Source organism: Burkholderia sp. WTPI3, assembly GCF_021483755.1.
Lineage (GTDB): Bacteria > Pseudomonadota > Gammaproteobacteria > Burkholderiales > Burkholderiaceae > Burkholderia.
The window spans coordinates 38,339-61,832 of the sequence record NZ_JAGIXF010000044.1 but is presented as its reverse complement, the minus strand read 5'-3'; the positions used below and the strand labels follow the sequence as shown (position 1 = coordinate 61,832).

Annotated in this window: 21 protein-coding genes and 1 pseudogene; 11 read left to right on the top strand and 11 right to left on the bottom strand. The window is 67.7% G+C overall.

Features of this window, described 5'->3' with window-relative positions:
- Positions 1 to 130: 4Fe-4S dicluster domain-containing protein (locus tag J7024_RS22685; protein ID WP_148091825.1), on the top strand; the 130-nt coding region annotated here is incomplete at its 5' end.
- Between the two features lie 99 nt (positions 131 to 229).
- Here the strand turns inward: J7024_RS22685 and J7024_RS22680 are convergent.
- From J7024_RS22680 to rbsK, 3 genes are read right to left on the bottom strand one after another with little or no spacing between them, the layout of a single operon-like run.
- Entirely contained in the window at positions 230 to 1,183 is a 954-nt protein-coding gene (locus J7024_RS22680) for a dihydrodipicolinate synthase family protein (RefSeq protein WP_261323477.1), read from the bottom strand.
- Between the two features lie 44 nt (positions 1,184 to 1,227).
- The gene (locus J7024_RS22675; protein WP_124825873.1) at positions 1,228 to 2,547 is read right to left on the bottom strand and encodes an MFS transporter; all 1,320 of its coding nucleotides are present in this window, start codon (positions 2,545 to 2,547) and stop codon (positions 1,228 to 1,230) included.
- 60 nt (positions 2,548 to 2,607) lie between these two features.
- Complete coding sequence (gene rbsK, locus J7024_RS22670) at positions 2,608 to 3,534, bottom strand: ribokinase (protein ID WP_124825874.1); 927 nt, start codon at positions 3,532 to 3,534, stop codon at positions 2,608 to 2,610.
- A gap of 243 nt (positions 3,535 to 3,777) precedes the next feature.
- On the opposite strand from rbsK, the gene J7024_RS22665 reads away from it, so the two are divergent.
- Positions 3,778 to 4,857 (top strand): LacI family DNA-binding transcriptional regulator, encoded by a 1,080-nt coding sequence (locus tag J7024_RS22665; RefSeq protein ID WP_124825875.1) that lies wholly within the window; start codon positions 3,778 to 3,780, stop codon positions 4,855 to 4,857.
- A gap of 84 nt (positions 4,858 to 4,941) precedes the next feature.
- On the opposite strand, the gene aroC is transcribed toward J7024_RS22665, so the two are convergent.
- The 3 genes from aroC to J7024_RS22650 all read right to left on the bottom strand — a co-directional run bounded on the left by aroC (position 4,942) and on the right by J7024_RS22650 (position 8,843).
- Positions 4,942 to 6,042 carry a chorismate synthase gene (aroC, locus tag J7024_RS22660; protein WP_124825876.1) on the bottom strand — a complete coding sequence of 367 codons (1,101 nt, stop codon included), beginning with the start codon at positions 6,040 to 6,042 and terminating at the stop codon, positions 4,942 to 4,944.
- A 265-nt stretch (positions 6,043 to 6,307) separates the two neighbouring features.
- Positions 6,308 to 8,242: an MFS transporter gene (locus tag J7024_RS22655; RefSeq protein ID WP_124825877.1), complete on the bottom strand. Its 1,935-nt coding sequence runs from the start codon at positions 8,240 to 8,242 to the stop codon at positions 6,308 to 6,310.
- 139 nt (positions 8,243 to 8,381) lie between these two features.
- Positions 8,382 to 8,843 (bottom strand): CBS domain-containing protein, encoded by a 462-nt coding sequence (locus J7024_RS22650; RefSeq protein ID WP_124825878.1) that lies wholly within the window; start codon positions 8,841 to 8,843, stop codon positions 8,382 to 8,384.
- Between the two features lie 157 nt (positions 8,844 to 9,000).
- Here J7024_RS22650 and J7024_RS22645 point away from each other — a divergent pair, with 157 nt between their 5' ends.
- Complete coding sequence (locus J7024_RS22645; protein ID WP_124825879.1) at positions 9,001 to 9,318, top strand: Mpo1-like protein; 318 nt, start codon at positions 9,001 to 9,003, stop codon at positions 9,316 to 9,318.
- Between the two features lie 20 nt (positions 9,319 to 9,338).
- Here J7024_RS22645 and J7024_RS22640 read toward each other — a convergent pair whose 3' ends face one another.
- A complete protein-coding gene (locus J7024_RS22640) occupies positions 9,339 to 10,670 on the bottom strand; it encodes a YihY family inner membrane protein (RefSeq protein WP_175751162.1) in 1,332 nt (443 codons plus the stop codon).
- 144 nt (positions 10,671 to 10,814) lie between these two features.
- Here J7024_RS22640 and wrbA point away from each other — a divergent pair, with 144 nt between their 5' ends.
- Genes wrbA through J7024_RS22620 form a run of 4 tightly spaced genes read left to right on the top strand, consistent with a single transcriptional unit; the run spans position 10,815 to position 14,104 of the window.
- Positions 10,815 to 11,423: an NAD(P)H:quinone oxidoreductase gene (gene wrbA, locus J7024_RS22635; RefSeq protein ID WP_175796480.1), complete on the top strand. Its 609-nt coding sequence runs from the start codon at positions 10,815 to 10,817 to the stop codon at positions 11,421 to 11,423.
- Entirely contained in the window at positions 11,420 to 11,809 is a 390-nt protein-coding gene (locus J7024_RS22630; protein ID WP_124825882.1) for a DUF2069 domain-containing protein, read from the top strand. Before wrbA ends, J7024_RS22630 begins: the two co-directional genes overlap by 4 nt.
- 20 nt (positions 11,810 to 11,829) lie before the next feature.
- On the top strand, positions 11,830 to 13,251 hold the full coding sequence (locus tag J7024_RS22625; RefSeq protein ID WP_124825987.1) for an FAD-binding oxidoreductase: 1,422 nt from the start codon (positions 11,830 to 11,832) through the stop codon (positions 13,249 to 13,251).
- 25 nt (positions 13,252 to 13,276) lie between these two features.
- Positions 13,277 to 14,104 (top strand): metallophosphoesterase, encoded by an 828-nt coding sequence (locus tag J7024_RS22620; RefSeq protein WP_234745523.1) that lies wholly within the window; start codon positions 13,277 to 13,279, stop codon positions 14,102 to 14,104.
- A 50-nt stretch (positions 14,105 to 14,154) separates the two neighbouring features.
- Here the strand turns inward: J7024_RS22620 and J7024_RS22615 are convergent, their stop codons facing one another.
- Both J7024_RS22615 and J7024_RS22610 read right to left on the bottom strand, forming a co-directional pair.
- Entirely contained in the window at positions 14,155 to 14,307 is a 153-nt protein-coding gene (locus J7024_RS22615) for a hypothetical protein (protein WP_175751165.1), read from the bottom strand.
- Between the two features lie 120 nt (positions 14,308 to 14,427).
- Positions 14,428 to 15,369 carry a LysR family transcriptional regulator gene (locus tag J7024_RS22610; protein WP_174925575.1) on the bottom strand — a complete coding sequence of 314 codons (942 nt, stop codon included), beginning with the start codon at positions 15,367 to 15,369 and terminating at the stop codon, positions 14,428 to 14,430.
- A 157-nt stretch (positions 15,370 to 15,526) separates the two neighbouring features.
- Between J7024_RS22610 and J7024_RS22605 the strand changes: the two are divergent.
- The 4 genes and pseudogenes from J7024_RS22605 (at position 15,527) to J7024_RS22590 (ending at position 20,400) form a co-directional block, all read left to right on the top strand.
- Positions 15,527 to 17,096 (top strand): annotated as a pseudogene (locus J7024_RS22605) (efflux transporter outer membrane subunit).
- Positions 17,097 to 17,113: 17 nt separating this feature from the next.
- The gene (locus tag J7024_RS22600) at positions 17,114 to 19,312 is read left to right on the top strand and encodes an FUSC family protein (RefSeq protein WP_124825886.1); all 2,199 of its coding nucleotides are present in this window, start codon (positions 17,114 to 17,116) and stop codon (positions 19,310 to 19,312) included.
- Complete coding sequence (locus J7024_RS22595; RefSeq protein ID WP_011351756.1) at positions 19,309 to 19,512, top strand: DUF1656 domain-containing protein; 204 nt, start codon at positions 19,309 to 19,311, stop codon at positions 19,510 to 19,512. The genes J7024_RS22600 and J7024_RS22595 overlap by 4 nt, the downstream gene beginning before the upstream one ends.
- A gap of 12 nt (positions 19,513 to 19,524) precedes the next feature.
- A complete protein-coding gene (locus tag J7024_RS22590) occupies positions 19,525 to 20,400 on the top strand; it encodes an efflux RND transporter periplasmic adaptor subunit (RefSeq protein WP_124825887.1) in 876 nt (291 codons plus the stop codon).
- A 37-nt stretch (positions 20,401 to 20,437) separates the two neighbouring features.
- Here the strand turns inward: J7024_RS22590 and J7024_RS22585 are convergent, their stop codons facing one another.
- On the bottom strand, positions 20,438 to 21,466 hold the full coding sequence (locus J7024_RS22585) for an EpsG family protein (RefSeq protein ID WP_124825888.1): 1,029 nt from the start codon (positions 21,464 to 21,466) through the stop codon (positions 20,438 to 20,440).
- Positions 21,467 to 21,641: 175 nt separating this feature from the next.
- On the bottom strand, positions 21,642 to 23,315 hold the full coding sequence (locus J7024_RS22580; protein ID WP_124825889.1) for a methyl-accepting chemotaxis protein: 1,674 nt from the start codon (positions 23,313 to 23,315) through the stop codon (positions 21,642 to 21,644).
- Positions 23,316 to 23,494 lie beyond the last annotated feature (179 nt).

Genomic DNA, 23,494 nt, shown 5'->3' with positions numbered 1-23,494 from the left:
TAGCGACCGGCTGGTGATCAACGCGCAGAACTGCGTGCACTGCAAGACCTGCGACATCAAGGACCCGACCCAGAACATCGTGTGGGTCACGCCGGAAGGCGGCGGCGGGCCGAATTACCCGAACATGTAACCCGCCGCAAGAACGCCGCCTCGCGCGGCGTTTTTTCGTCCGTTTGGCGTTGCGCACCGCCCTGCCCGCGTTCGCGCGCAACGATGTGCGCCGCCTGAGCTAGCGCGCCGCGATCCGCCGACGGAAGTGTTCGGTACCGGACACGATCTTGTCGAGCACCGCATCGAGCGCCCAGAACCGCTCGCGTACGTCGTAGTCGATCGCACGGCAACGGATCGATCCGAACGTGCCGATCCGCTGGTGATAAATCTTCGCGAGCGCGGGGTAGCCGAGTGCTTCCGACACCGCAGAGACCACCAGGAACGTCGACAATTCGTCGGCCAGCTCCGGATCCGAGTCGCCTTGCGTGCGCAGCCACTGATACAGATCCGGGTGGAAGTTGGTGAACACGCCGTTGAAGCCGGCGGAACCCGCCTTCATCGCATCCCATGCGATCGCCGCGTTGGCGTTCAGGATCTTCAGCGGCGAACCCGCAGCGAGCGCGACGCGCCGCTTCACCGTCTCCAGATCGCAGCTCACGTCCTTCAACATCACGAAGCGACCGGTGTCGATGCACGCGCGCAACTCATCGTCGGACAGCAGTCGCCGGTAAGGCGCCGGACATTCATACAGGCCGAGCGGCAGATCCGACGGCAATCGGGCCAGCAGCGCGTGGAGATTGTCGAGAAACGCGGCAGTGCCCTTGCGCTGCGGGTCGAGCCGGTTGGTCACGAGCACGACGCCCTGCGCACCGGATTCGGCCGCCGCACAAAGCTCGGCGGCCTGCGCGTCGATATCTTCGCTGATGTGCCCGGACGCGACGACCGGCACCCGCCCGGCCACCCGCTCGACCACGAAGCGCGCGAGCTCCGCTCGTTCGGCGAGACTCAGGAATTGCATCTCGCTCGATTGCGCGACCGCGAACAACGCGTCCGAGCCGTGCGCCAGATACCATTCGATCAGCCGCTCGAGCCCGGCGTAGTCGATCGCGCCGGCGTCGTCGAACGGCGTCAGCATCACCGGCACGATTCCCTCGATCGTCGTGCCCGAACGCTGATGGGGTTGGATCTGCATCTGTTTCTCCTTGCTTGGGTAAAGGCTGCGGCCACGCCGCACGCTCAGGCCGGCAACGCTCCGGGCGCCGCGCTCGCGGATTGCTCCGGAATCGGCTTGCGCACCAGCAGCAGGTAGGCGATCGCGCCAGCGAATGCGATCGCCGCTGCCGTCAGCAGCGCCGGCACGAACGACCACTTCTGCGCAATGACGCCCGTCAGGATCGGGGCGAGCGCACCGCCGATAAAGCCGCCGAAATTCTGGATCGCGCCGAGCGATGCGATGCGGCTCGGCGGGGCCGCCGCCGTTGCGAGCGCCCACGAACATGCGGAAGCCGCATTGGCCAGAAAGATCACGACCGAAATGCACGCAAGCGCGACCGTATTGCTTTGCACGAGCGCGGCCGGAATCGTGAACGCGACCATCCCGAGCATCGCGACGACCACCGCATTACGCCGGCTCACGACGGGCGAGCGGCTGTGCCGCGTCACCAGATCCGACAGCCAGCCCGCGATTAGCGAGCCGACGAAGCCGCACAGGAACGGCACGGACGCCGCGAACCCGGTGCGAATGAGGCTCATGTGCCGCTCCATCGTCAGGTATCCGGGCAGCCAGGTCAGATAGACCCAGTTCAGATACACGGAGCCGAAGAAGCCGATCAGCATGCCCCAGGTCGTGCCGTGCGAAAACAGGCTGCGCCACTCGGTGAAGGTCAGTTTGGGCGCTGCAACGGCAGTCTGCGCATCGGCATCGAGATAATCGCGTTCGGCTGCGGTCAATTGCGCACGCGCCGGATCGCGGTACAGCGCGAACCACACGACCGCGACGACGAGACCGAGCGCACCGGTCGCGATGAAGGCCCAGCGCCAGTCGAACGACGCGACGAGAATCGACAACAGCAACGGCGCAAGCGCGGTTCCGAGCGGCGATGCCGCGTTGAAGATCCCGGTCGGCGTGCCGCGTGCGCGCAACGGAAACCAGTTGCTCACCACCCGAGCCGCCGACGGAAACTGCGGCGCCTCGCCGATGCCGAGCGCGATGCGCGCGACAATGAACCAGCCGAAGGTGCCCACGATACCGCCCGCCGCCTGCGCAAACGACCAGACGATGAGGCCGATGCCGAGCAGCCGGCGCGGCCCGATCCGATCGACCAAGCCGCCGACCGGGAACTGGCACAGCGCATAGCTCCACGAGAACGCCGACAGCAGCAGCCCCATCTGCGCGAGCGACAACCCGAGATCGTTCCGGATGGCCGAACTCGCGACGGCCAGCGTACCGCGATCGAGATAGTTGACGATCCCGCTCGCCATCAGCAACGCGAGCGCGATATGTTGTCCGCGCCGGATACGGGGCGGCGCACTCGGAACAGCCTGGCTTTCGTTCATTGCGTTTGTCTCCATGTCATCGACGGGTGCGGGCCGCACCCTGTCCGTCGTGCGCGGCCTCTAGCGGGCCATGCGCTCCACTTCTTCGCGCGTCGGAATCGACGTCTGCGCGCCTCGGCGCGTCACGCTGATCGCGGCGGCACGCTGGCCGAAACCGATTGCGTCGTCCATCGACGCGCCGCCCGCGCGGGCCGTCGCGAACCCGCCGACGAACGTGTCGCCGGCCGCCGTCGTATCGACCGCGACCACCGCCATCGCGTCATGACGGCCGCTGCCCGCGCTGCCGCGCCAGCAGACGCCGCGCGCACCGAGCGTGACCAGCACGTTGCCGACGCCCTTCGCGCACAGCGCGTCGGCCGCGCGTACCGCCGATGCATCGTCGCCGACGGCGATGCCGGTCAATGACTCCGCTTCCGTTTCGTTGACGACGAGGTAGTCGATCCGGGCGAGCAATGCATCGAACAGCGGCTGCGCCGGCGCAGGATTGAGCAGCACCGGCGTGCGATGCGCGATCGCCCGGGCAATGGCGTGCGCAACGGTCGCGATCGGCACCTCGAGCTGGCACACCATCAGCGCGGCCGCCGCGATCGTGTCGCGAGCCGCGTCGATCCGCGCGGTCCCGAGGCAGTCGTTCGCGCCGGGCACGACGACGATGCTGTTCGCGCCATGCGCATCGACCGTGATCGTCGCGACCCCGGTCGCTTCTCCTGCGATCCGGTGCAGGTGCGTCACGTCGATGCGTTCCGCGGCGAGCGCGCCGTGCAGGCGCGTCCCGAACGCGTCGTCGCCGACGCAACCGATCATCGCGACCGACGCGCCAAGGCGCGCAGCCGCCACGGCCTGGTTCGCGCCCTTGCCGCCGTGGACCGTCTGGAACGTGGTGCCGAGCAGCGTTTCGCCCGGCACGGGCAGCCGCGGTGCGTGCGTGACGAGATCGACGTTGACGCTGCCCACGACAGCGATCCGGGGTGACTTTGCTTCGTTCATTTACCTATGTAACCGCTTACATTCGCGACAAACAAAATGGCCGAACCGGCCATCGTCGACGACTAAAATTTCATGACACGCACGGACCACGAGTCTGACATAATGCAGAACAGCATTAAGATAGCGCTTACATTCGCATAAGCAACAATAAAAATGCAAGCGGAACCGCGATGACCGAGGGTAAACGATGGCATTTTTGACGACAGGCTGCCCGCACAGGGCAGCCGCACACGGAGATGTTCGATGAGCACGCCCCCGCCCCGCGGCGGCACGGCGCGCGCGCGCCGCGGCAACGGCCGCTCGGTGCTGGGCGACGTGGCAAAGCTCGCCGGCGTGTCGACCGCGACCGTTTCGCGGGTGTACAACGATCCGGGCAAGGTTTCGGCCGACGTACAGCAACGCGTGCGCGACGCGGCTCGCGCGCTGAACTGGATTCCGAATGCGGCGGGCCGCGCGCTCGCGTCCACCCGTACCCATATCACCGGCGCGATCATCCCGACGCTAGACGACCAGGTGTTCGCATCGCAGGTCGCGGGCATGCAGACGGTGATGGCCGAACGCGGCATCACCCTGTTTCTGGGTTGCTCGAATTACGATCCGGCACAGGCGCTCGCGCAGGTGCGCGCGATGCTGTCGCGCGGCGTGGAAGCCGTGTCGCTGGTCGGCGAAGCGTATCCGCCGGAGGTGTTCGAACTGCTCGACCTGCACCGGGTGCCGTATGTCGTTACCTACGCGTATCGAGACGACAGCCCGCACTGCTGCATCGGCTTCGACAATTGCGCGGCATTCGCGCGCCTGACCACTCACCTGATCGACCTCGGACATCGCGATTTCGCGATCATCATGCAGCCGTCGGCGGACAACGACCGCGTGCAGGCGCGCCTGCGCGGCATTCACGACACGCTTGCCGCGCACGGACTCGCGGTGCGCCCGGTGCATCTGCACGAAGGCGCGGCCACGATCGCGTTCGGACGGGAAAGCCTGCGGGCGATCGCGCACGGCGCGGCGGCGCGGCCAACGGCGGTGATCTGCGGCAACGATGCGCTCGCGCTCGGCGCGCTGCTCGAAGCACAGGCGCTGGGCCTCGACGTGCCGTCGCAATTGTCGATCACCGGGTTCGATGATGTCGCGCTGGCTCGCGAGATCCGGCCGTCGCTGACGACCATGTGGGTCGACACGGATGCGATCGGACGCAAAGCCGCGCACGCATTGCTCGATGCGCTCGAGAACGGCGAGCCGGGGCCCGGCTGCGCGGTGCAGCCCGAGTTGCGCGTGCGGGAGTCGGCCGCGCCGCCGGCGCTGACCAGCAGCGCCCGCGAGTAAGCGGCGGCCCAATGAAAACGGGGCGCCGCAAGCGCCCCGTTTCGCATCGGATCGGTCGAGGCGGCAAGCGCCGGCGCCGTTTTATCAGGTCGCGCTGCCCGCGATCTTCGGCGTCGGCGTCTCGACGTCGCCGCACTGCGCACGATGACGCAGCGCATGATCGATCAGCACCAGCGCGAGCATCGATTCGGCGATCGGCGTTGCGCGAATGCCCACGCACGGATCGTGGCGGCCGAAGGTTTCCACCGTCGCCTCGTCGCCGGATTTCGTAATCGAGCGGCGCGGCGTGCGGATGCTCGACGTCGGTTTGATCGCGATCGACACGGTGATGTCCTGCCCGGTCGAAATGCCGCCGAGCACGCCGCCCGCATGGTTGCCGACGAAGCCGCCCGGCGTCAGTTCGTCGCCGTGCACCGAGCCGCGTTGCGCGACGCTGTCGAAGCCCGCGCCAATCTCGACGCCCTTCACCGCGTTGATGCTCATCATCGCCTTCGCGATGTCCGCGTCGAGCCGGTCGAACACCGGCTCGCCCCAGCCGACCGGCACACCCGATGCGACGACGTCGATGCGCGCGCCGATCGAATCGCCGTCCTTGCGCAGCGCGTCCATGTACGCCTCGAGTTCCGGGACGATCGCCGCGTTCGGCGAGAAGAACGGGTTCTCGTACACGTGCGACCAGTCGACGAACGGCACGTCGATATCGCCGAGGCCGCTCATGTAGCCGCGCACCTCGACGCCGAAGCGCTCGCGCAGCCATTTCTTCGCGACCGCACCCGCGCCGACGATCGGCGCGGTCAGGCGCGCGGACGAGCGGCCGCCGCCGCGGTAGTCGCGGATGCCGTACTTCTGCCAGTACGTGTAGTCGGCGTGGCCGGGGCGGAACGTCTCGACGATGTTGCCGTAATCCTTGCTGCGCTGGTCGGTGTTGCGAATCAGCAGCGCGATCGGCGTGCCGGTCGTCACGCCTTCGAACACGCCGGACAGGATCTCGACCTCGTCGGCCTCCTGGCGCTGCGTCACGTGCCGCGACGTGCCGGGCTTGCGGCGATCGAGCTCGAGCTGGATGTCGGCTTCGGTCAGCCCCATTCCCGGCGGGCAGCCGTCGATCACGCAGCCGATCGCGGGACCGTGCGATTCGCCGAAGGTCGTGACAGTGAAAAGCGTGCCGAGGGTATTGCCGGACATGATGGAACCGCCCAAAGAGAAATGGGCAAACCGATGCGCTGCTCGGGCTGCGGGCAGTCGATCGTTTGCCGGTCGAAAAAAGAAGTGAGCCGCTATTATGCCAGCCGTCCCGGCCCCGCGGGCCGTGTGAACCGTTCAGGCCACATGCGCCGCCGGGGCGGACGCGCCGTTGCGGCCGCCGGCGGACGGCGTCGAGCGCCGGCGGCGCCCGGCTCGCGGCCGTCATCCGGACCCGGCGCAATACCGCCGCGCCCGGCCGCCCCGCTCACTTGCGCGCGCCGCGCAGCTCGGTCACCGCGGCCTGCAGCACTTCGGGCGTCGCGACCGATGCGGGAATCGGCTCGCCGACCGCGAGCGTCAGCCGGCTCATCACGCCGCGCTTGATGGGTCGCGGCATGCGCGCGTCGGCATGACGGGAGAAATAGCTGCCCCAGAGCCCGCGCAGCGCCATCGGGATTACGGGCGCCGGCGTGCGGGTCAGGATCTCGGTAATGCCGTGATGAAAGGTGTTGATGTCGCCCGTCTTGGTCAGCTTGCCCTCGGGGAAAATGCACACGAGTTCGCCGTCCTTCAGGGCGGCCTCGCACGCGTCGTACGCACGGGCGAGCATCTCGGGATCCTCATGGCGCGGCGCGATCGGAATCGCCTTCGCATGGCGGAACACCCAGCTGGCAAAGCGCGTCTTGAAGATCCGGTGATCCATCACGAAACGGATCGGCCGCGGGCTCGCGGCGGCCAGCACGAGCGCATCGACATAGCTCACGTGATTGCACACGAGCACGGCCGCGCCCTCCGCCGGGATCCGCTCCCCATGCACGAGACGAATCCGGTAGAACGTGTGCACGAGCACCCACGCGACGAAGCGCAGCAGAAACTCGGGAACGAGCAGGTAGATATACGTCGCGACCACGACGTTCAGCAGCGCGGTGACGAGGAACAGGCCCGGGATGTCGACGCCGGCCTTGGTCAGCCCCATCGCCATCAACGCGGACAGGATCATGAACAGCGCGTTCAGTATGTTGTTCGCGGCGATGATTCGCGCACGGTGGGTCGGCGCGCTGCGGCTCTGGATCAGCGCATACAGCGGCACGCTGTAGAAGCCGCCGAACATCGCGAGCAGGAACAGGTCGGCCAGGATGCGCCAGTGGCGCGTACCGGCCAGGAATTCACCGACCGACAGGAGATGGCCCGGCGACGGCAGCGCGTGACTCGCGAAATACAGCTCGATCGCGAACACGCTGATGCCGATCGAGCCGAGCGGCACGAGGCCGATCTCGACGCGCCGCTGCGACAGCCGCTCGCACAGCAGCGAGCCGAGGCCGATCCCGACCGAGAACGTCGCGAGCAGGATCGTGACGACGTCGGGGCTCGCGGACAGCACGTCCTTCGCGAAATTGAAGAACGACGTGAGGAACGTCGCGCCGACGAACCACAGCCACGAAATGCCGAGCAGGCTCAGGAACACGGTGCGGTTCTGCCGCGCGAGGCCGAGATTACGCCAGGTCTCGCTGAACGGGTTCCAGTTGATCGCGAGATCGGGCTGCGGCGCGGGCGTCGTCGGCACGCGCTGCGCGACGAGCCGCCCCGCGAGCGCGATCACGACGACACTGACCGCCAGCACGCGCTCGCCGCTGCCTTCGATGCCCGCGGCCGCGCCGCCGATGATCGTACCGATCAGGATCGCGATGAACGTGCCCATCTCGACGAGGCCGTTGCCGCCGACCAGTTCATGGTCGCCGAGATGCTGCGGCAGGTACGAGTACTTGACAGGGCCGAACAGCGTCGAGTGCATCCCCATCATGAACGTGCACAGATACAGCAAGGTCGCGCTGTGCGTGACGAAGCCCGCTGCGCCGACCAGCATCAGCGCGATCTCGAACGTCTTCACGAAGCGCGTGAGCATCGCCTTGTCGTATTTGTCGGCGATCTGCCCGGACGTGGCAGAGAACAGCACGAACGGCAGGATGAAGATCGCGGAAATCAGGAATGCGGCCGTCTTCGCGTCGACGCCGGAGAACCGCGCGGTGTGATACGTGACGAGCGACGTGAAGCCGATCTTGAATACGTTGTCGTTCAGCGCGCCGAGGAACTGGGTCGTAAAGAACGGCGCGAAACGACGCTGGCGCAGCAGGTCGAACTGTGACGCGTGCTCGCGGCGTTCGCCGCGCGAGCCGGAGGAGACTTGCGTGTGATCGCTCATTCGGAATACGCGCGCATCGTCTGGGCGAGGCTGCGCGGGCCTTGTGTTGTCGTTGAAAAAACGGCGGCGCAGGCTGAACCTGCGCCGCCGTGCGCCGGATGGCAGCGCCCGCGCGTCATGGCAACGGGCGCGACGGGTTTCACGGCTTGTGCGCTTCGGTTTCCGATTCGGATTCCGGCCAGTCGCGGATGTACGCCTTCAGCATCCGGTTCTCGAAGCTTTGCGCTTCGACGACCGTCTTCGCGACGTCGTAGAACGAAATGACGCCCATCAGCACCTTCTTGTCGAGCACCGGCATGTAGCGGGCGTGGCGCTCGAGCATCATCCGGCGTACTTCGTTGACGTCGGTTTCCGGCGTGCAGGTGAGCGGCTCGTCCATCACCTTGCGCACCTGGACGTCGCCGATCGCGCCGCCGTTCACGTGCAGGCGCAGGATGATCTCGCGGAATGTCAGCATCCCGACTAGATCGCCGTACTCCATCACGACGAGCGAACCGATGTCGTGCTCGGCCATCGTGTCGACCGCTTCGCGCAGCGGCTTATCGGGCGTCACTGTAAACAGCGTGTTGCCCTTCACTTTCAGAATATCGCTGACGCGCATCGTAGTCCCCTCATGCTTGAATGCAAATCCGCTTTCGATCCTATCGGAAAGCCTGTCAAAAGGAAAGCGCAGGCCGGCGGCCCACGGCCGCCGCGCTTGCGGACGCGGGCCGCCGGCCGCACAATGAACGCATGGACGGCGGCCCGAGGAGACGGCCATGGCGCATACGCATTCGGAACATTTCGCCAGCTTCGCTGATTTCTACCCGTACTACCTGAACGAACATCAGAACCTGACGTCGCGGCGGCTGCACTTCATCGGCTCGCTCGGCGTGATCGGCTGCATCGCGATGGCGATCGCCACAGGCTATTGGCTGTGGCTGCCGGCGGCCGTCGTGTGCGGTTACGGCTTCGCGTGGGTCGGACACTTCTTCTTCGAGAAGAACCGCCCCGCCACGTTCCGGCATCCGGTCTACAGCCTGATGGGTGACTGGGTGATGTTCAAGGACATCTGCACCGGCAAGATTCCGCTGTAATACCCGCCCCGGGCACCGCGTCACGCCGTTTTCGGCGGCCGCGCGTGCGGGTCGGGCGCGCCGTCGGCCGCCTGCCCCGGCGCGGACGCCTCCGGCGGCACCCCTGCCAGCCGGTGCGCGGCGATCAGCGACGCAAGCGACACGTCGAACCGGTCGTTCGACAGCACCTCGAGCAACGCCGCGCCGTCGACGTGGCTGCGGCGCCGCTGCAGTTGATAGGTCAGCTCGCCACGGTCGATCACAAGCACGTCGAACAACTGCGCCAGGGTCAGGTGCTCCGGGTCCGCCAGCAGGATATAGCGCGGCGCGAGCTCGCCGCCATCCAGCCGCGCGATCCATTCCCGCTCCTCCATCGTCAGCAACAGCCGCTGCGCGGTTTCCATGTCGCAGCGCAGCATGGTCGCGAGCCGCATCGCCGTATAGCCGGCCTTGCCGACCGCGCGCGCCTCGGCCAGCCGCGCGAGCAATTCGAGCGCATCGAGCAGGTCGCTGCCCGGATAGTGGATGCGATGAAACTGGCCGACCCGGATCGCGGGCAGCGCGGATGCGACCATCGCGCCGAGCAGCGCGATGAACCAGCTCAGGTACACCCACAGCAGAAACACCGGCAGCGCCGCAAACGCGCCATAGACGGCCGTATAGGTCGGAATGCGCCGCACGTAATAACCGAAACCGCGCTTCGCGAGTTCGAACGCGATGGCCGCGAACAGCCCGCCGATCACTGCGTCGCGCCATGCGACCGTGCAGTTCGGCAGGTACACGTAGAGCAGCGTGAACGCGAGCACGGTCAGCGGCAGCGATGCGAGCGTGAGCAGCCATTCGATGAGCGTCGTCGACGGTGCTGCGCCCGTGAACGCCAGCGACTGCGTAAACAGGTACGACGAGATCGACAGGCTCACGCCGAACAACAGCGGGCCGAGCGTGATCAACGCCCAGTACGCGAGCACGCGCTGCGCGAACGGCCGCGGCTTGCGCACGCGCCAGATCAGGTTGAACGCGGATTCGATCGTCATCATCGTCATTACCGACGTGACGACGAGCACGATCAGGCCGGCCGTCGTCAGCCCCTTGGCCTTCGACGCGAACTGGTTCAGGTACTTGAAGATCTGGACGTTGAACTGCGCGGGCATCAGGTGGTCCGCGAGGAACCCCTGCAGCGAGATCTGGAACGACGCGAACATCGGGAACGCGGTGAACAACGCAAACGCAACCGTCACGAGCGGCACGAGGGCCAGCATCGTCGTGAACGTGAGGCTGCCCGCTACCTGCGGGATTCGATCCTCGGCGCTGCGCCGGGCCGCGAACTGCGCGAGGCGCTTGATGGTGTCGAGATCGACGCTCAACTTCGGCAAACGGCTTCTCCTTCTTGATGCAGCGCGCCCGACGGCGCGCGGCCGCCGCGCTGCGCGACGACTTCAGCCCCTATAATAGCCGCTCGATCCAGCAGGGGCCGACTGCACCGGGCATGCGCGCGGCCGCACGCGGCCCCGTCGCCCATGAAAGACATCCTCGTCCTCTATTACAGCCGTCACGGCGCCACGCGCGACCTCGCGCTCGCGATCGCGAACGGCATCGACAGCGTGCCGGGCATGCAGGCGCGCATCCGCACCGTGCCACCCGTGTCGGCGGTCTGCGAAGCCACCGCCCCCGACATCCCGGCCGACGGTCCGCCGTATGCGGAGTTGCGCGATCTGGAAGAATGCGCGGGCCTCGCGCTCGGCTCGCCGACCCGCTTCGGCAACATGGCCGCATCGCTCAAGTATTTCCTCGACGGCACGACGCCGCAATGGCTGTCCGGCGCGCTGACCGGCAAGCCGGCCTGCGTGTTCACGTCGACCGGCAGCCTGCACGGCGGCCAGGAATCGACGCTGCTGTCGATGATGCTGCCGCTGCTGCATCACGGGATGATGATCGTCGGAATCCCGTACACGGAATCGGCGCTCAGCACGACGCGCACCGGCGGCACGCCTTACGGCGCGTCGCACGTGTCGCAGCACGCTCGCAGCGCGCCCGAAGGGCTGTCGGCGGACGAAAAGGCGCTCGCGGTCGCGCTCGGCGTGCGGCTCGCGCGCGCAGCGGCCGCCCTCGCCGCCGAAGCCGCATGAACGCGCCCGCCCGCCCCGTCGCCGCCCGGCCGCACTACGCGCTGGCCGCCGCCGCGTGCCTGCTCGCGCTGATCGCGCTGTCGCTCGCGTGGGAGCTGTGGCTCGCGCCGCTGCGCCCGGGCGGCTCGGCGCTGATGCTCAAGGCCGTGCCGCTCGCGCTCGCGCTGCCCGGCGTCTGGCGGCGTAACATCTATACGATGCAGTGGGCGAGCATGCTGATCCTCGCCTATTTCGCCGAAGGCGTCGTGCGCGGCATGTCCGACCGCGGGCTGTCCGCGACGCTCGGCTGGTGCGAGACCGCGCTCGCCGTCGGCTTCTTCGTGGCGGCGCTTGCCTACGTCGCGCCGTTCAAGCGCGCGGCGAAGAAGCAGCGCGCTGCGTCCTGACCCTTACGCGACCGACCGTGATGAATTCTCCTGAAGCCTTCGTTTCCGCCTGCCGCGACGCGATCGGCGCCGCATACGTGCTGACCGATCCGCATGACACCGAACCGTTCCTGACCGACTGGCGCCGCCGCTACAAGGGCGCCGCGTGCGCCGTGCTGAAACCGGCCGATACGGCCGAAGTGGCCGCGCTCGTGACACTCGCGAACACGCATGGCGTCGCGCTCGTGCCGCAGGGCGGCAACACGGGCCTCGCCGGCGGCGCGACGCCCGACGCGAGCGGCAGCCAGGCCGTGCTGAACCTGTCCCGGCTGAACCGCGTGCGCGCGCTCGATCCGCACAACAACACGATCACCGTCGAGGCCGGCGTGATCCTCGCCGACGCACAGGTGCGCGCCCGCGAAAGCGGCCGGCTGTTCGCACTGAGCCTCGCAGCCGAAGGCAGCTGCACGATCGGCGGCAACCTGTCGACCAACGCGGGCGGCACCGCAGTGCTGCGCTACGGCAATGCGCGCGAGCTGTGCCTCGGGCTCGAGGTCGTGACGCCGCAGGGCGAAATCTGGGACGGGCTGCGCGGTCTGCGCAAGGACAACACGGGCTACGACCTGCGCGACCTGTTCATTGGCGCGGAAGGCACGCTCGGGATCATCACGGCCGCCGTGATGAAGCTGCATCCGCTGCCGGCCGCGCAGGTCACGGCGCTGGCCGCGCTCGAGTCGCCGCACGCGGCGCTCGATTTCCTCTCGCTCGCGCAGCGCGCGGCCGGGCCGCTGCTGACGGGCTTCGAGCTGATGTCGGATTTCTGCATGCAGCTCGTCGGCAAGCACTATCCGCAACTGCGCTACCCGTTCGACCGCACGCATGCGCAGACGGTGCTGCTCGAACTGTCGGACAACGAAAGCGAAACGCATGCGCGCGCGCTGTTCGAGAAACTGATGGAAGAAGCGTTCGAGGCGGGGCTCGTGGTCGACGCGGTGGTCGCGGAAAACCTCGCGCAGTCGCGCGCGTTCTGGGACCTGCGCGAGCACATCCCGCTCGCGCAGGCCGACGAAGGGCTCAACATCAAGCACGACATCGCGGTGCCGATCTCGTCGATTGCGCGCTTCATCGACGAAACCGACGCAGCGATCCAGCAGGCCGCGCCGGGCGCGCGAATGGTCACGTTCGGCCACCTCGGCGACGGCAACCTGCACTACAACGTGCAGACGCCCGAGGGCGGCGACCCGAAGGCGTTCCTCGCCGAGTTCCAGGTGCCGATCAACCGTGTCGTGTACGACAACGTGCACCGTCACCACGGCACGATCAGCGCGGAGCACGGGATCGGCCAGTTGAAGATCGACGATGCGCAGCGCTACAAGTCGCCGGTCGAAACGACACTCATGCGCACGCTGAAGACCGCGCTCGATCCGCGCGGCCTGATGAATCCCGGCAAGGTCCTGCGCTGAAGCCACTCACCCCGGAGCGATGCCCGTGAAAGTCCGCGTCCTGTCCGACCTGCATCTCGAAAACAACCAGCCCGACACGATCGCGCATGCCGACGCGGATCTCGTCGTGCTGGCCGGCGACATCCACAATCACGCGGAAGGCCTGCGCTGGGCCGCCGAGACGTTCGACCCCGGCGTGCCGGTGGTGTACGTGCCGGGCAACCACGAGTACTACGACGGGGAATTCGGCGCGCTCGAAACGGCGATGCGCGACGCCGCGCACACGATCGACCACGTGCATTACCTGAACAACGGCGTGTACGTCGATCCGCAGGAGCGTTTTCGCGTGCTCGGCACGACGCTGTGGACCGATTTTTCGCTGTTCGGCGCCGATGCCGCGAGCGTCGCGCGATCGATCGAGGCCGGCGAGCGCGTCATGCTCGATTTCAAGGGATTGATTCAGGTGACCTGGCCGCACGACGCGGCGCTGCATGCGGAGGACGAACCCGAGCGGGATTTCACGCCGGCCGACGCGATCGCGCTGCACCGGCAAAGCCGCGCGTGGCTGGAAGCGCGGCTCGCGACGCCGTTCGCGGGCAGGACGATCGTCGTCACCCATCACGCGCCGCATCTGCGCTCGCTGGCGGAACGCTATGCGGAAGACCTGGCGTCGGCGGGATTCGTCACGGACATGGCAGAACTCGTGCGGCCGCCCGTGGCCCTGTGGATCCACGGCCACACGCATACTTCATTCGATTACGTGACCGACAGCGGCACGCACGTGGTGTGCAACCCGCGCGGCTACATCCACCGGCGCACCGGCGAACTGGAAAACCCCGCGTTCGCGTGGGACAAAGTGGTCGAACTCGGCTGAGGGCCGGCCCGCGCGGCTGCGCGATACGGCCCCTCTCCACCCGAGCCGGATCAGCGATCGGCGCGACGCGATGCGTCCGACGACGCGCGCACCGGGACCGGCTTCATCCGTGCCTTCATCGCGCGCAGCAAATCGCGCGTCGCCGCGGCGGCAGCAGCCGCACCAAGCAAAACGCCAAGGCCGATCATCAGTTGCGTATCCATTACGACTCCGGGGGTAGGACAGATCTCGATAATTGAAACAGTATCAAACTGTCAGCGACCCGTTGGTAAAAAAGTGTTGCGTGAACGACAAATCCCGTCAGATTGCGCGCGAGCGCGCTGTCATGTCGCAGCCGTGAACTGTGCGAGCGCGGCTTCGTCGGCTTCCAGCGTCGCCGGCAGTTCGTCGCGCAGGAAATCGACCCAGGTGCGAATTTTCGCGTCGAGGTACTGGCGCGACGGATACAGCGCATAGATGTTCATCACGTGCGACCGGTATTCCGGCATCACGCGCACGATCTGCCCGCTGCGCAGCCCGCCGATCGCGGAATAAAGCGGCAGCCCGCCGATCCCCATCCCTTCGCGCACGGCCACCGCGAGCGCCTCGGCAACGTTGACGCGGAACGGCGGCGCCGTGATCGGAATCACCTCGTCGCCGCGCGGTCCGGACAGCGACCACTCGTCGAAGTGAAAGCCCGGCGCGACCATCCCGAGACACACGTGCTGTTCGAGATCGGCCGGCGTGTGCGGCGCGCCGTGGGCGTCGACATAGCCGGGCGACGCGCACACGACGCTGTAGCTCTCGCCGAGCCGCTGCGACACGAGCCCGGAATCGGGCAGGTCGCGGCCGACGACGATCGCGACGTCGTAACCCTCGTCGAGGAGATCCGGCATCCGCTGCGCGAGCGTCAGTTCGACGTGCACCTCGGGATAGCGCTGCCGGTAGCGCGCGATGGCCGGCACCAGATAGTGCTGCCCCAGGCTCGTGAAGCAATGGACCTTCAGCTTGCCCGACGGGCGCGCGTGCGCGTCGCCCGCTTCGGCTTCGGCCTGGTCGACATAAGCAAGGATCTGCTCGCAGCGCTGCAGATAGCGCTCTCCCGCTTCGGTCAGCGCGATCCGGCGTGTCGTCCGGTTGAGCAGGCGCGTGCGCAGGTGCGCTTCGAGGTCCGACACGGCGCGCGACGCGTAGGCGGTGGTCGAATTCATCTGCTGGGCCGCCGCGGTAAAGCTTCCCGCGTCGACCACGCGGACGAATACCCGCATGTTTTGTAACGTATCCATCCGATTACCCATTTGAATCCGGAGGGATTGTTGCACACGGGCCAAGCAATATTATCTCAGGATTCGTAAAAATGACTTGCACCGTTGTCCATTTATTCAGGAATCGCTGAAAAATATAATCGCATCCGACTCATCTATATCCGAAAGGGAGAAAATCGTGCAGTTTCCGGCAACAAAAGGGACGCTGGCACTGGCGGTTCTTGCAGTCTCATTAATAATGGCCGGATGCGCGAGCATGGGCGACAACAAACCGCAATCCACGCGTATCGAAGCGAACACGCTCGACGCCGGCGCTGCGATCCGTGCCGCCAACCGCGATGCAGGCTGGCCCGCGTCGGACTGGTGGCGCGCGTACAACGATCCGCAGCTCGACACGTGGATCGCCGCCGCGCAGGCCGGCAACCCGACGCTCGCGGCCGCCGAGGCCCGCGTGCGCGAGGCGCAGGCGATGGCACGCGTGGCACGTTCGGCCGAACTGCCGCAAATCAACGGCAACCTGTCGCTGATGCGCCAGCATTGGCCCGACAACATCTACTACGGTCCCGGCTCGCTCGCCGACACCGATACCTGGAACAACACCGGCTCGCTCGGCCTGTCGTACCACCTCGACCTGTGGGGCAAGGACAAGAACGCGACCGAGCGCGCGCTCGACACCGCGCACGCGAGCGCCGCCGACGCACGGGCCGCGAAGCTCGAGCTCGAGGTCAACGTCGTGCGCGCGTATGTCGGCATGTCGATGAACTACGCGCTGCTCGACCTCGCCCACGAAACGTACGAACGCCAGCACGCGCTGGCCGATCTGGCGCGCAAGCCTGCAACGGGCCGGACTCGGCACGCAGCTCGAAGTCAGCCAGGCGGAATCGACGCTGCCCGACTACGAGCGCCAGATCGACAGTTATGAAGAAGCGATCCAGCTCGCGCGCCACCAGCTCGCCGCTCTCGCGGGCAAGGGCCCGGGCGCCGGCGACGCGATCAAGCGGCCGAGCCTGTCGCTCGACGCGCCGGCCGGCCTGCCGTCCTCGATGCCGGCCGACCTGCTCGGCCGCCGCCCCGACGTGGTCGCGGCCCGCTGGACGGTCGACGCGCAGGCACGCGGCATCGACGTTGCGAAAGCCGCGTTCTACCCGAACATCGACCTGCTCGCGACGGTCGGCGGCTTCGGCGTGACCGCGCCGTTCACCGACTTCCTGCGCGCGATGAACGGCGGCTGGACGGCCGGCCCGGCGCTGTCGCTGCCGATCTTCGACGGCGGCCGCCTGCGCGCGCAACTCGGCGCGGCCGACGCCGGCTACGACCAGGCGGTCGAGCGCTACAACCAGACGGTCGTCGGCGCGCTCAAGGACATCGCCGACCAGGTCGTGCGGATCCGCTCGCTCGATACGCAGAAGAAGGACGCCGCGCGCTCGGTGGCCGCCAACGACCGCAGCTACCAGTTGTCGCGCGAAGGCTTCCGCCGTGGCCTGACCGATTACGTGAACGTGCTGATCGCGCAACAGCAACTGCTGCGCGCGCAGGAGACGGCCGCCCGCATCGATGCGGAACGCCTCGCCGCGCACGCTCAGTTGATGGCTGCGCTCGGCGGCGGTGTCGAAACGGGCACCGACATGCCGCACGACGCATCCGCAGCGGCGCCGGCTGCCGCGTCGGGAGCCAAACCCGTCGCGGCCATCGCCCGGCCCGCACAGGTCGCGACGGCCGGTGCGGCCGGCACGCCGGCCGCACGGTAACGCGGAGCGACCGCCATATGTCTGCCTCCTCCCCCGCTTCCACGCACGCCGGCGGCCTCGCAGCCTGGTACGCCGCGTTCGACGACTGGGCCCGCACCGACGGCGCCGCATGGCTCTATCTGTTCAAGGCGCTGCTCGCCGCGTTCATCTCGATCGGCGTGTCGATGCGGCTCGACCTGCCGGCGCCCAAGACGGCGATGACCACGGTATTCATCGTGATGCAGCCGCAAAGCGGCGCCGTGCTCGCGAAGAGCTTCTACCGGGTCGCCGGCACGATCTTCGGGCTCATCGCGACCCTGACGTTCGTCGGCCTGTTTCCGCAACAGCCGCAGCTGTTCCTGCTCGCGGTCGCGCTGTGGGTCGCACTCTGCACGGCCGGCGCCGCGCGCAACCGCAACTTCCGCAGCTACGGCTTCCTGCTCGCGGGCTACACGACCGCGCTGATCGGCCTGCCGGCGTCTCAGCATCCGGATGGCGCATTCATGAGCGCGATGACGCGGGTCGCCGAAATCATGGTCGGGATCGTGTCAGCGGGCGTGGTCAGCGCGCTGGTGTTTCCGCAGTACACCGGCGAGCAGATGCGCACGACGGTGCGCAAGCGCTTCGTCAGCTTCGTCGACTACGTCGCGGCGGCACTGTCGGGCAAGCTCGACCGCGCGCACATCGAAACCATCCACACGCGCTTCGTCGCGGACGTGGTCGGCTTCGAAGCGGCGCGCAGCATGGCCGTGTTCGAGGATCCGGACACGCGCATGCGCGGTGGCCGTCTCGCGCGGCTGAACAGCGAGTTCATGAGCGTATCGAGCCGCTTCCATGCGCTGCACCAGTTGATGAACCGGTTGCGCGCGGCCGGCGCCCAGGCCGCGATCGACGCGATCGAACCGTATTTCCGCGAGATTGCGCCACTGCTCACGCGCCACGGCGAACCCGTGCGTACGTCGGCCGACGCGGCGCTCGCGGCCGAGCAACTGCTCGCCTGGCGCGACGAACTGCCGCGCCGCATCCGTGCGACGCGCGCAACGCTCGAAACGCAGCCGGATTTCCCGCTGCTCGATTTCGACACGGCGTCGGAGCTGCTGTACCGCTTCATCACCGACCTGCACGAATACGCGGCGACCTACGCATCGCTGTCGACCGCGACGCATGAGCGCGAACGCTGGATCGAGCGCTACGAGCCGCGCACCAACGTGACGGCGATGGTGATCGCGGCGATTCGCACCGCGACCGTGATCCTCGTGCTCGGCTGGTTCTGGATCGAGACCGCGTGGCCGAGCGGCGTGACGCTGACGCTGACAGCGGCGGCCACCTGCGCGCTCGCGTCGTCGACGCCGCGCCCGACCGCGATGTCCGCGCAGATGGGCATGGGTACGGCACTGGCGGTCTGCACGGGCTTCTTGCTGACGTTCGGCATCTACCCGCACATCGACGGCTTCCCGCTGCTGTGCGTGGCCCTGGCACCGCTGCTCGCGATCGGCATCTTCATGACGCTGAAGCCGAAGCTCGCGGGCTACGGAATGGGCTACCTGATCTTCTTCTGTTTCCTCGCAGGCCCGGACAGCATCACGCACTACGATCCAACGAGCTTCATGAACGATGCGCTCGCGCTGGTGCTGTCGATGCTGGTGTCGGCGATCGCGTTCGCGGTGCTGTTCCCGCCGACCGCGCCGTGGCTGAAGAAGCGCCTGTTCGCCGACCTGCGTCACCAGGTGGTCGCGGCCTGCCACGTGCGGCTGGCCGGTTTGCGTACGCGCTTCGAGAGCGGCGCGCGCGACCTGATGTATCAGGCGCACACGCTGTCAGCCGACCAGCCCGACGTACAGCGCGACGCGCTGCGCTGGATGTTCGCGGTGCTCGAAACGGGCAACGCGGCACTCGACCTGCGTCACGAACTGGCGACGCTGCCGTCCGACCCGCGCTATGCGCCGGCGACGCCGTGGCGACGCGCGATCGAGACGCTGCGCACCGCGCTGTCCGCGCTGTTCAGCAAGCCGAACGCCGAGCGTTTCGACGCAACGCTCGCCGCGGTCAATGCCGCGATCGATGCAACCCGGCAGACGCTCGACGCGTTCAAGCCGGCGCGCGAGGAGCGCCACCGGCTGCAGCGCATCCTGAGCAATCTGCATTTCGTGCGCACGGCGCTGCTCGATCCGGAATCGCCGCTCGAGCCGCTCAACCGCAACCGCCCCGTGCGTCCCCAACAAGGAGCCTCGTCATGATGCCGCGTGAAATCGCCATTCTCGATGCCTACATGCCCACGGTGGTACTGATGTTCGTCCTGGGCGCGCTCGCGACCTGGGCCGTCGACCGCCTGCTCGCCTATACGGGCCTCTATCGTCTCGTCTGGCACCCGTCGCTGTTTCGCGCGTGCCTTCTCGTCTGCATTTGCGGCGGACTGAGTCTTGCCGTTTACCGTTGATTCCGAACCACCATGATTCTCAGAAAACTCTTCGGCTTCGTCGCGACCGCCGTCATCCTTCTCGTCGCGATCCTGATCGGGCGCTCGCTGTGGGTGCACTACATGGACGATCCGTGGACGCGCGACGGGCGCGTCCGTGCCGAGATCGTCAACGTCGCGCCGGACGTGTCAGGCGCGATAGTCGATCTGCCCGTGCATGACAACCAGCTTGTTAAAAAGGGCGACCTGATCATGCAGATCGACCCGTCGCACTATCAGATCGCGGTCGAGCAGGCGCAGGCGGCGGTTGCCGCCCGCCGTGCGGAACTGCAGATGCGCCGCGACGACGCCGCCCGTCGCGCGGACCTCGATGCGCTCGTCGTGTCGAAGGAAAACCGCGAGAACGCGGCGCACAGCGCATCGAGCGCGGATGCGCAGTACCAGCAGGCCATCGCCGCGCTCGACGCCGCGAAGCTCAATCTCGAACGCACGCGCGTGGTCGCGCCGGTCGACGGCTACATCACGAACCTGCAGACGTTCAAGGGCAACTACGCGGTGGCCGGCCAGGCGAAACTCGCGATCGTCGACAGCCATTCGTTCTGGGTCTACGGCTACTTCGAGGAAACCAAGCTGCCGCGCGTGAAGGTCGGCGCACCGGCCGAAATGCGGCTGATGAGCGGCGGCGTGATGAAGGGCCACGTCGAAAGCATCTCGCGCGGCATCTACGATCGCGACAACCCGCAAAGCCGCGATCTCGTCGCCGACGTGAACCCGACCTTCAACTGGGTGCGCCTCGCGCAGCGGGTGCCGGTGCGCATCAAGATCGACGAAGTGCCGGCCGACGTGGTGCTGTCGGCGGGCACGACCTGCACGGTCATCATCGATCCGGACAAGCAGAAGAAATTGTAATGACGTTTCGCGCCGGGCGGCGCCCCGCCCGGCTGCATCATTCCCAGAAGAACCGGTAAGGCAGGAACGGCGACGGGCCGAGCCCGTATTCGCCGAGCATGTTGCGCAGTCGCATCGCGAAGCCGATTGCGCCGATCACGACCAGCGAGACGATCACGTGGCCGCGCCGCACGCCCGGCGCGCGCTGCAGCGGCACGAACTGGCAGCCCATCGCGAACAGCACGAGCCACTGGAAACGCAGCCCCGCGTAGCTCATGCGCGCGAGCGCGAAGCTCGCGATCTCGCAGACGAACAGGAACACCAGGGTGCGCGGCATGCGCGCGAGCAGCATCCAGCCGGTCGCGAGCGTCAGCAACGCCAGCACGAACGGTGCACTGCCCGACATCTGCGCGGGCGGCGTGAACGCCGCGTAGAGACCGACCTTCGCGAGCAGCGCGTCGTGATGCATCGCGAACAACACACCGCCGATCGCAACGGCCAGCCCCGCATAGCGCAGCAGGCGCAGTCGTCCGATCTGCAGCAGCACGACCAGCAGCGCCGCCGACACATGCATGCCGGCCGCCGCCACCGCGAACGCGATCGATTGGCCGCGCCACCGGCGCGACCACGCGTCCGACGCGAGCTTCGCCGCGCAGAACGCGAACCCGTAGCGCAGGCCGCTCATCGCCATGTCGTAGAAGAACAGCGGAAAGATCAGCGTGGCGAATACGCACGCGTCCTCGGTGCTGCGGCCGAACGCGGCGACGCACGCGATTACGATCAGCAGCGACAGGATCGCCGTCGCGACGCGCGGATCGTGACCGAGCCATTCGAGTGCGCGTACGAGCCAGACGAAGCCCGGTTCGAGCGTGCGCGGCACGACCTTCAGGTTGCCGCTCCAGATGCCGGCGATGATGTCCTGGTAGATCGCGGTGTCGGTCCCGGTGCGGCCGCGCAGCACGGCAAACGTGGCAGCCGGTGCAATGCCGGCCGCGAGCCATCGCCAGGCGGCGACGCGCGCGCGCATGCCGATCGCGGCGCACGCGAGCATGCCGAGATACCCGATGAAGTAAATCGTCGTTGTCATTGTTATGACCCGCTCGACGTGCCGGTGCGCGCGCACGGCGGGTTCTGGCCCCCTACTCGTATGGAGGCGAATTGTAAGGGATAGCGCGTGGAGCGGCAGCCGGGTTTGTCACCAATCGACAACAACCCGACAGCCTGCGCGGGTCGCAGCCGGCCCGGCCGCGACGGGGTGAAACTCAGGCCGCGACGTGAAAACGCCCGACCAGCGACTTGAGCGCCTGCGCCTGCTCGTCGAGCGCGTTCGCGGCGGCAGCAGCCTGTTCGACGAGTGCCGCGTTCTGCTGCGTGCCGGCGTCCATCTGCGTGACCGCGCGGCCGATCTCTTCGATCCCGGCGCTCTGCTCGTCCGACGCCGCGGAAATCTCGCCGATGATGTCGGTCACGCGCTTCACGGCGCGCACCACGTCGCCCATCGTGCGGCCCGCATCGTGCGCGAGCGTCGCACCGTTTGCGACGCGCTCGACCGACGCGCCGATCAGCGAGCGAATCTCCTTCGCCGCGGTCGCCGCTCGCTGCGCGAGCAGCCGCACCTCGCCCGCGACCACCGAGAACCCGCGCCCCTGTTCGCCCGCCCGCGCCGCCTCGACCGCCGCGTTCAACGCGAGAATGTTGGTCTGGAACGCAATGCCTTCGATCGTGCCGATGATGTCGCGAATGTTCTTCGCGCTGTCGTCGATCTCGCTCATCGTCGCGACCACGCGCCCGACGACCGCGCCGCCCGCCTCCGCGACGGCCGACGCATTGGCCGCGAGCGCACTCGCCTGCCGCGCGTTCTCGGCATTCTGACGCACGGTGGACGTGAGTTCCTCCATGCTGGCCGCGGTGCGCTCAAGCGCGACGGCCTGCTGCTCGGTGCGTCGCGACAGGTCGAGGTTGCCGGTCGAAATCTCGCCGGACGCAGCCGCGATCGCCTCGGCGCTGACGGCGATCTCGCGCACGGTCGCGGCCAGCCCGGTCTGCATGTCGGCCAGCGCGCGCACCATGCTGTCGCGGTCGTGCCGGTCGAGCGCGATCGACCGCGTGAGGTCGCCGCGCGCGATGTCGGCGGCAATCGCCTTCGCGTACGCGGGCTCGCCGCCGAGCTGCGACGCGAGGCGGCGCACGACCCGTTCGGCGATCGCGATCGCGAGCACGATCAGCGCGGCCGTCATTGCCGCGATCATCGCGAACGACGACGAGAAGATCGTCGCGGACGCATCGAGCGTCGCCTTCGACTTGGCGCCGCGCGTCTTCACGAGCTCGGCGACGAGCTTTTCGAGCTTGCCGGTCTCGACCAGCAGCGACACGTCCTGCGTGCCGACCTGCCAGTTCATCTGCGACAGGTCGAGCGGCTGCGCCTGCACGAGCGCGACGAAGTCGCGCAGATGACCGCTCCACGTGCCGACCGCCGTCGAGAATGCGCGCAAGCGCGTGGAATCGCCCGCGTCGGCCGGATCGGCATAACGCTGCAGCGTGCCGAGCGCCTTGCCGATCGACGTCAGTCCCGCGCCGACCTCGGCGCCCAGTTCGTCGCGCTCCCGCGCGGTCGTCGCGGTCAGCAGCATCTTCTGCGCACGACTCGCGCGCAGCACCTCGGCACGCACCTCCTCCGCCGCGCGGCTCGCGACATGCCCCTGCTCGTAGACCGACGCGATCGATGCGTTCAGCCGGCTGATCTGCCACAGCGAAAACACGCCGATCGCGAGCGTGCCGGCCAGCAGGATCGCGAACGCGGCGCGCAACGTCGCCTTGACGGTCCACGGCCGGCGTTCGCGCCGCGCCGCGCGCGCACGCCGTGCGGCGGGCTTCGCGGTTGCGTCGGCGGCAACGCCGGCCGCACCTGGCTGTGGATGCAATGATGCTGCTTTCATCGATATGTCCCCGTATTGATCACGCCGCCGGAAAGGTCGGTTCCGGCGGCCGGCGGTCCGGCTCGTGGCCGATCCCGGCGCGGCGCGCCCGTGTTGCCGTTGTCCCGTTCTACGGCCGCCGTCGGTGTTCCTTGAGTCCGGGCAAACACCCATCCGCCCGTGGTGGCGCCCTGCTGCCG

Bases quoted from the DNA above. Each gene is read 5' to 3' on its own strand.
- J7024_RS22665 (WP_124825875.1), top strand. From the start codon at position 3,778: ATGAGCACGCCCCCGCCCCGCGGCGGCACGGCGCGCGCGCGCCGCGGC.
- J7024_RS22625 (WP_124825987.1), top strand. From the start codon at position 11,830: ATGAATTCTCCTGAAGCCTTCGTTTCCGCCTGCCGCGACGCGATCGGC.
- J7024_RS22675 (WP_124825873.1), bottom strand. From the start codon at position 2,547: ATGAACGAAAGCCAGGCTGTTCCGAGTGCGCCGCCCCGTATCCGGCGC.
- aroC (WP_124825876.1), bottom strand. From the start codon at position 6,042: ATGTCCGGCAATACCCTCGGCACGCTTTTCACTGTCACGACCTTCGGC.
- J7024_RS22645 (WP_124825879.1), top strand. From the start codon at position 9,001: ATGGCGCATACGCATTCGGAACATTTCGCCAGCTTCGCTGATTTCTAC.
- J7024_RS22590 (WP_124825887.1), top strand. From the start codon at position 19,525: ATGATTCTCAGAAAACTCTTCGGCTTCGTCGCGACCGCCGTCATCCTT.
- J7024_RS22585 (WP_124825888.1), bottom strand. From the start codon at position 21,466: ATGACAACGACGATTTACTTCATCGGGTATCTCGGCATGCTCGCGTGC.
- wrbA (WP_175796480.1), top strand. From the start codon at position 10,815: ATGAAAGACATCCTCGTCCTCTATTACAGCCGTCACGGCGCCACGCGC.
- J7024_RS22615 (WP_175751165.1), bottom strand. From the start codon at position 14,307: ATGGATACGCAACTGATGATCGGCCTTGGCGTTTTGCTTGGTGCGGCT.
- J7024_RS22650 (WP_124825878.1), bottom strand. From the start codon at position 8,843: ATGCGCGTCAGCGATATTCTGAAAGTGAAGGGCAACACGCTGTTTACA.
- J7024_RS22610 (WP_174925575.1), bottom strand. From the start codon at position 15,369: ATGGATACGTTACAAAACATGCGGGTATTCGTCCGCGTGGTCGACGCG.
- J7024_RS22680 (WP_261323477.1), bottom strand. From the start codon at position 1,183: ATGCAGATCCAACCCCATCAGCGTTCGGGCACGACGATCGAGGGAATC.
- J7024_RS22595 (WP_011351756.1), top strand. From the start codon at position 19,309: ATGATGCCGCGTGAAATCGCCATTCTCGATGCCTACATGCCCACGGTG.
- J7024_RS22580 (WP_124825889.1), bottom strand. From the start codon at position 23,315: ATGAAAGCAGCATCATTGCATCCACAGCCAGGTGCGGCCGGCGTTGCC.
- J7024_RS22630 (WP_124825882.1), top strand. From the start codon at position 11,420: ATGAACGCGCCCGCCCGCCCCGTCGCCGCCCGGCCGCACTACGCGCTG.
- rbsK (WP_124825874.1), bottom strand. From the start codon at position 3,534: ATGAACGAAGCAAAGTCACCCCGGATCGCTGTCGTGGGCAGCGTCAAC.
- J7024_RS22655 (WP_124825877.1), bottom strand. From the start codon at position 8,242: ATGAGCGATCACACGCAAGTCTCCTCCGGCTCGCGCGGCGAACGCCGC.
- J7024_RS22600 (WP_124825886.1), top strand. From the start codon at position 17,114: ATGTCTGCCTCCTCCCCCGCTTCCACGCACGCCGGCGGCCTCGCAGCC.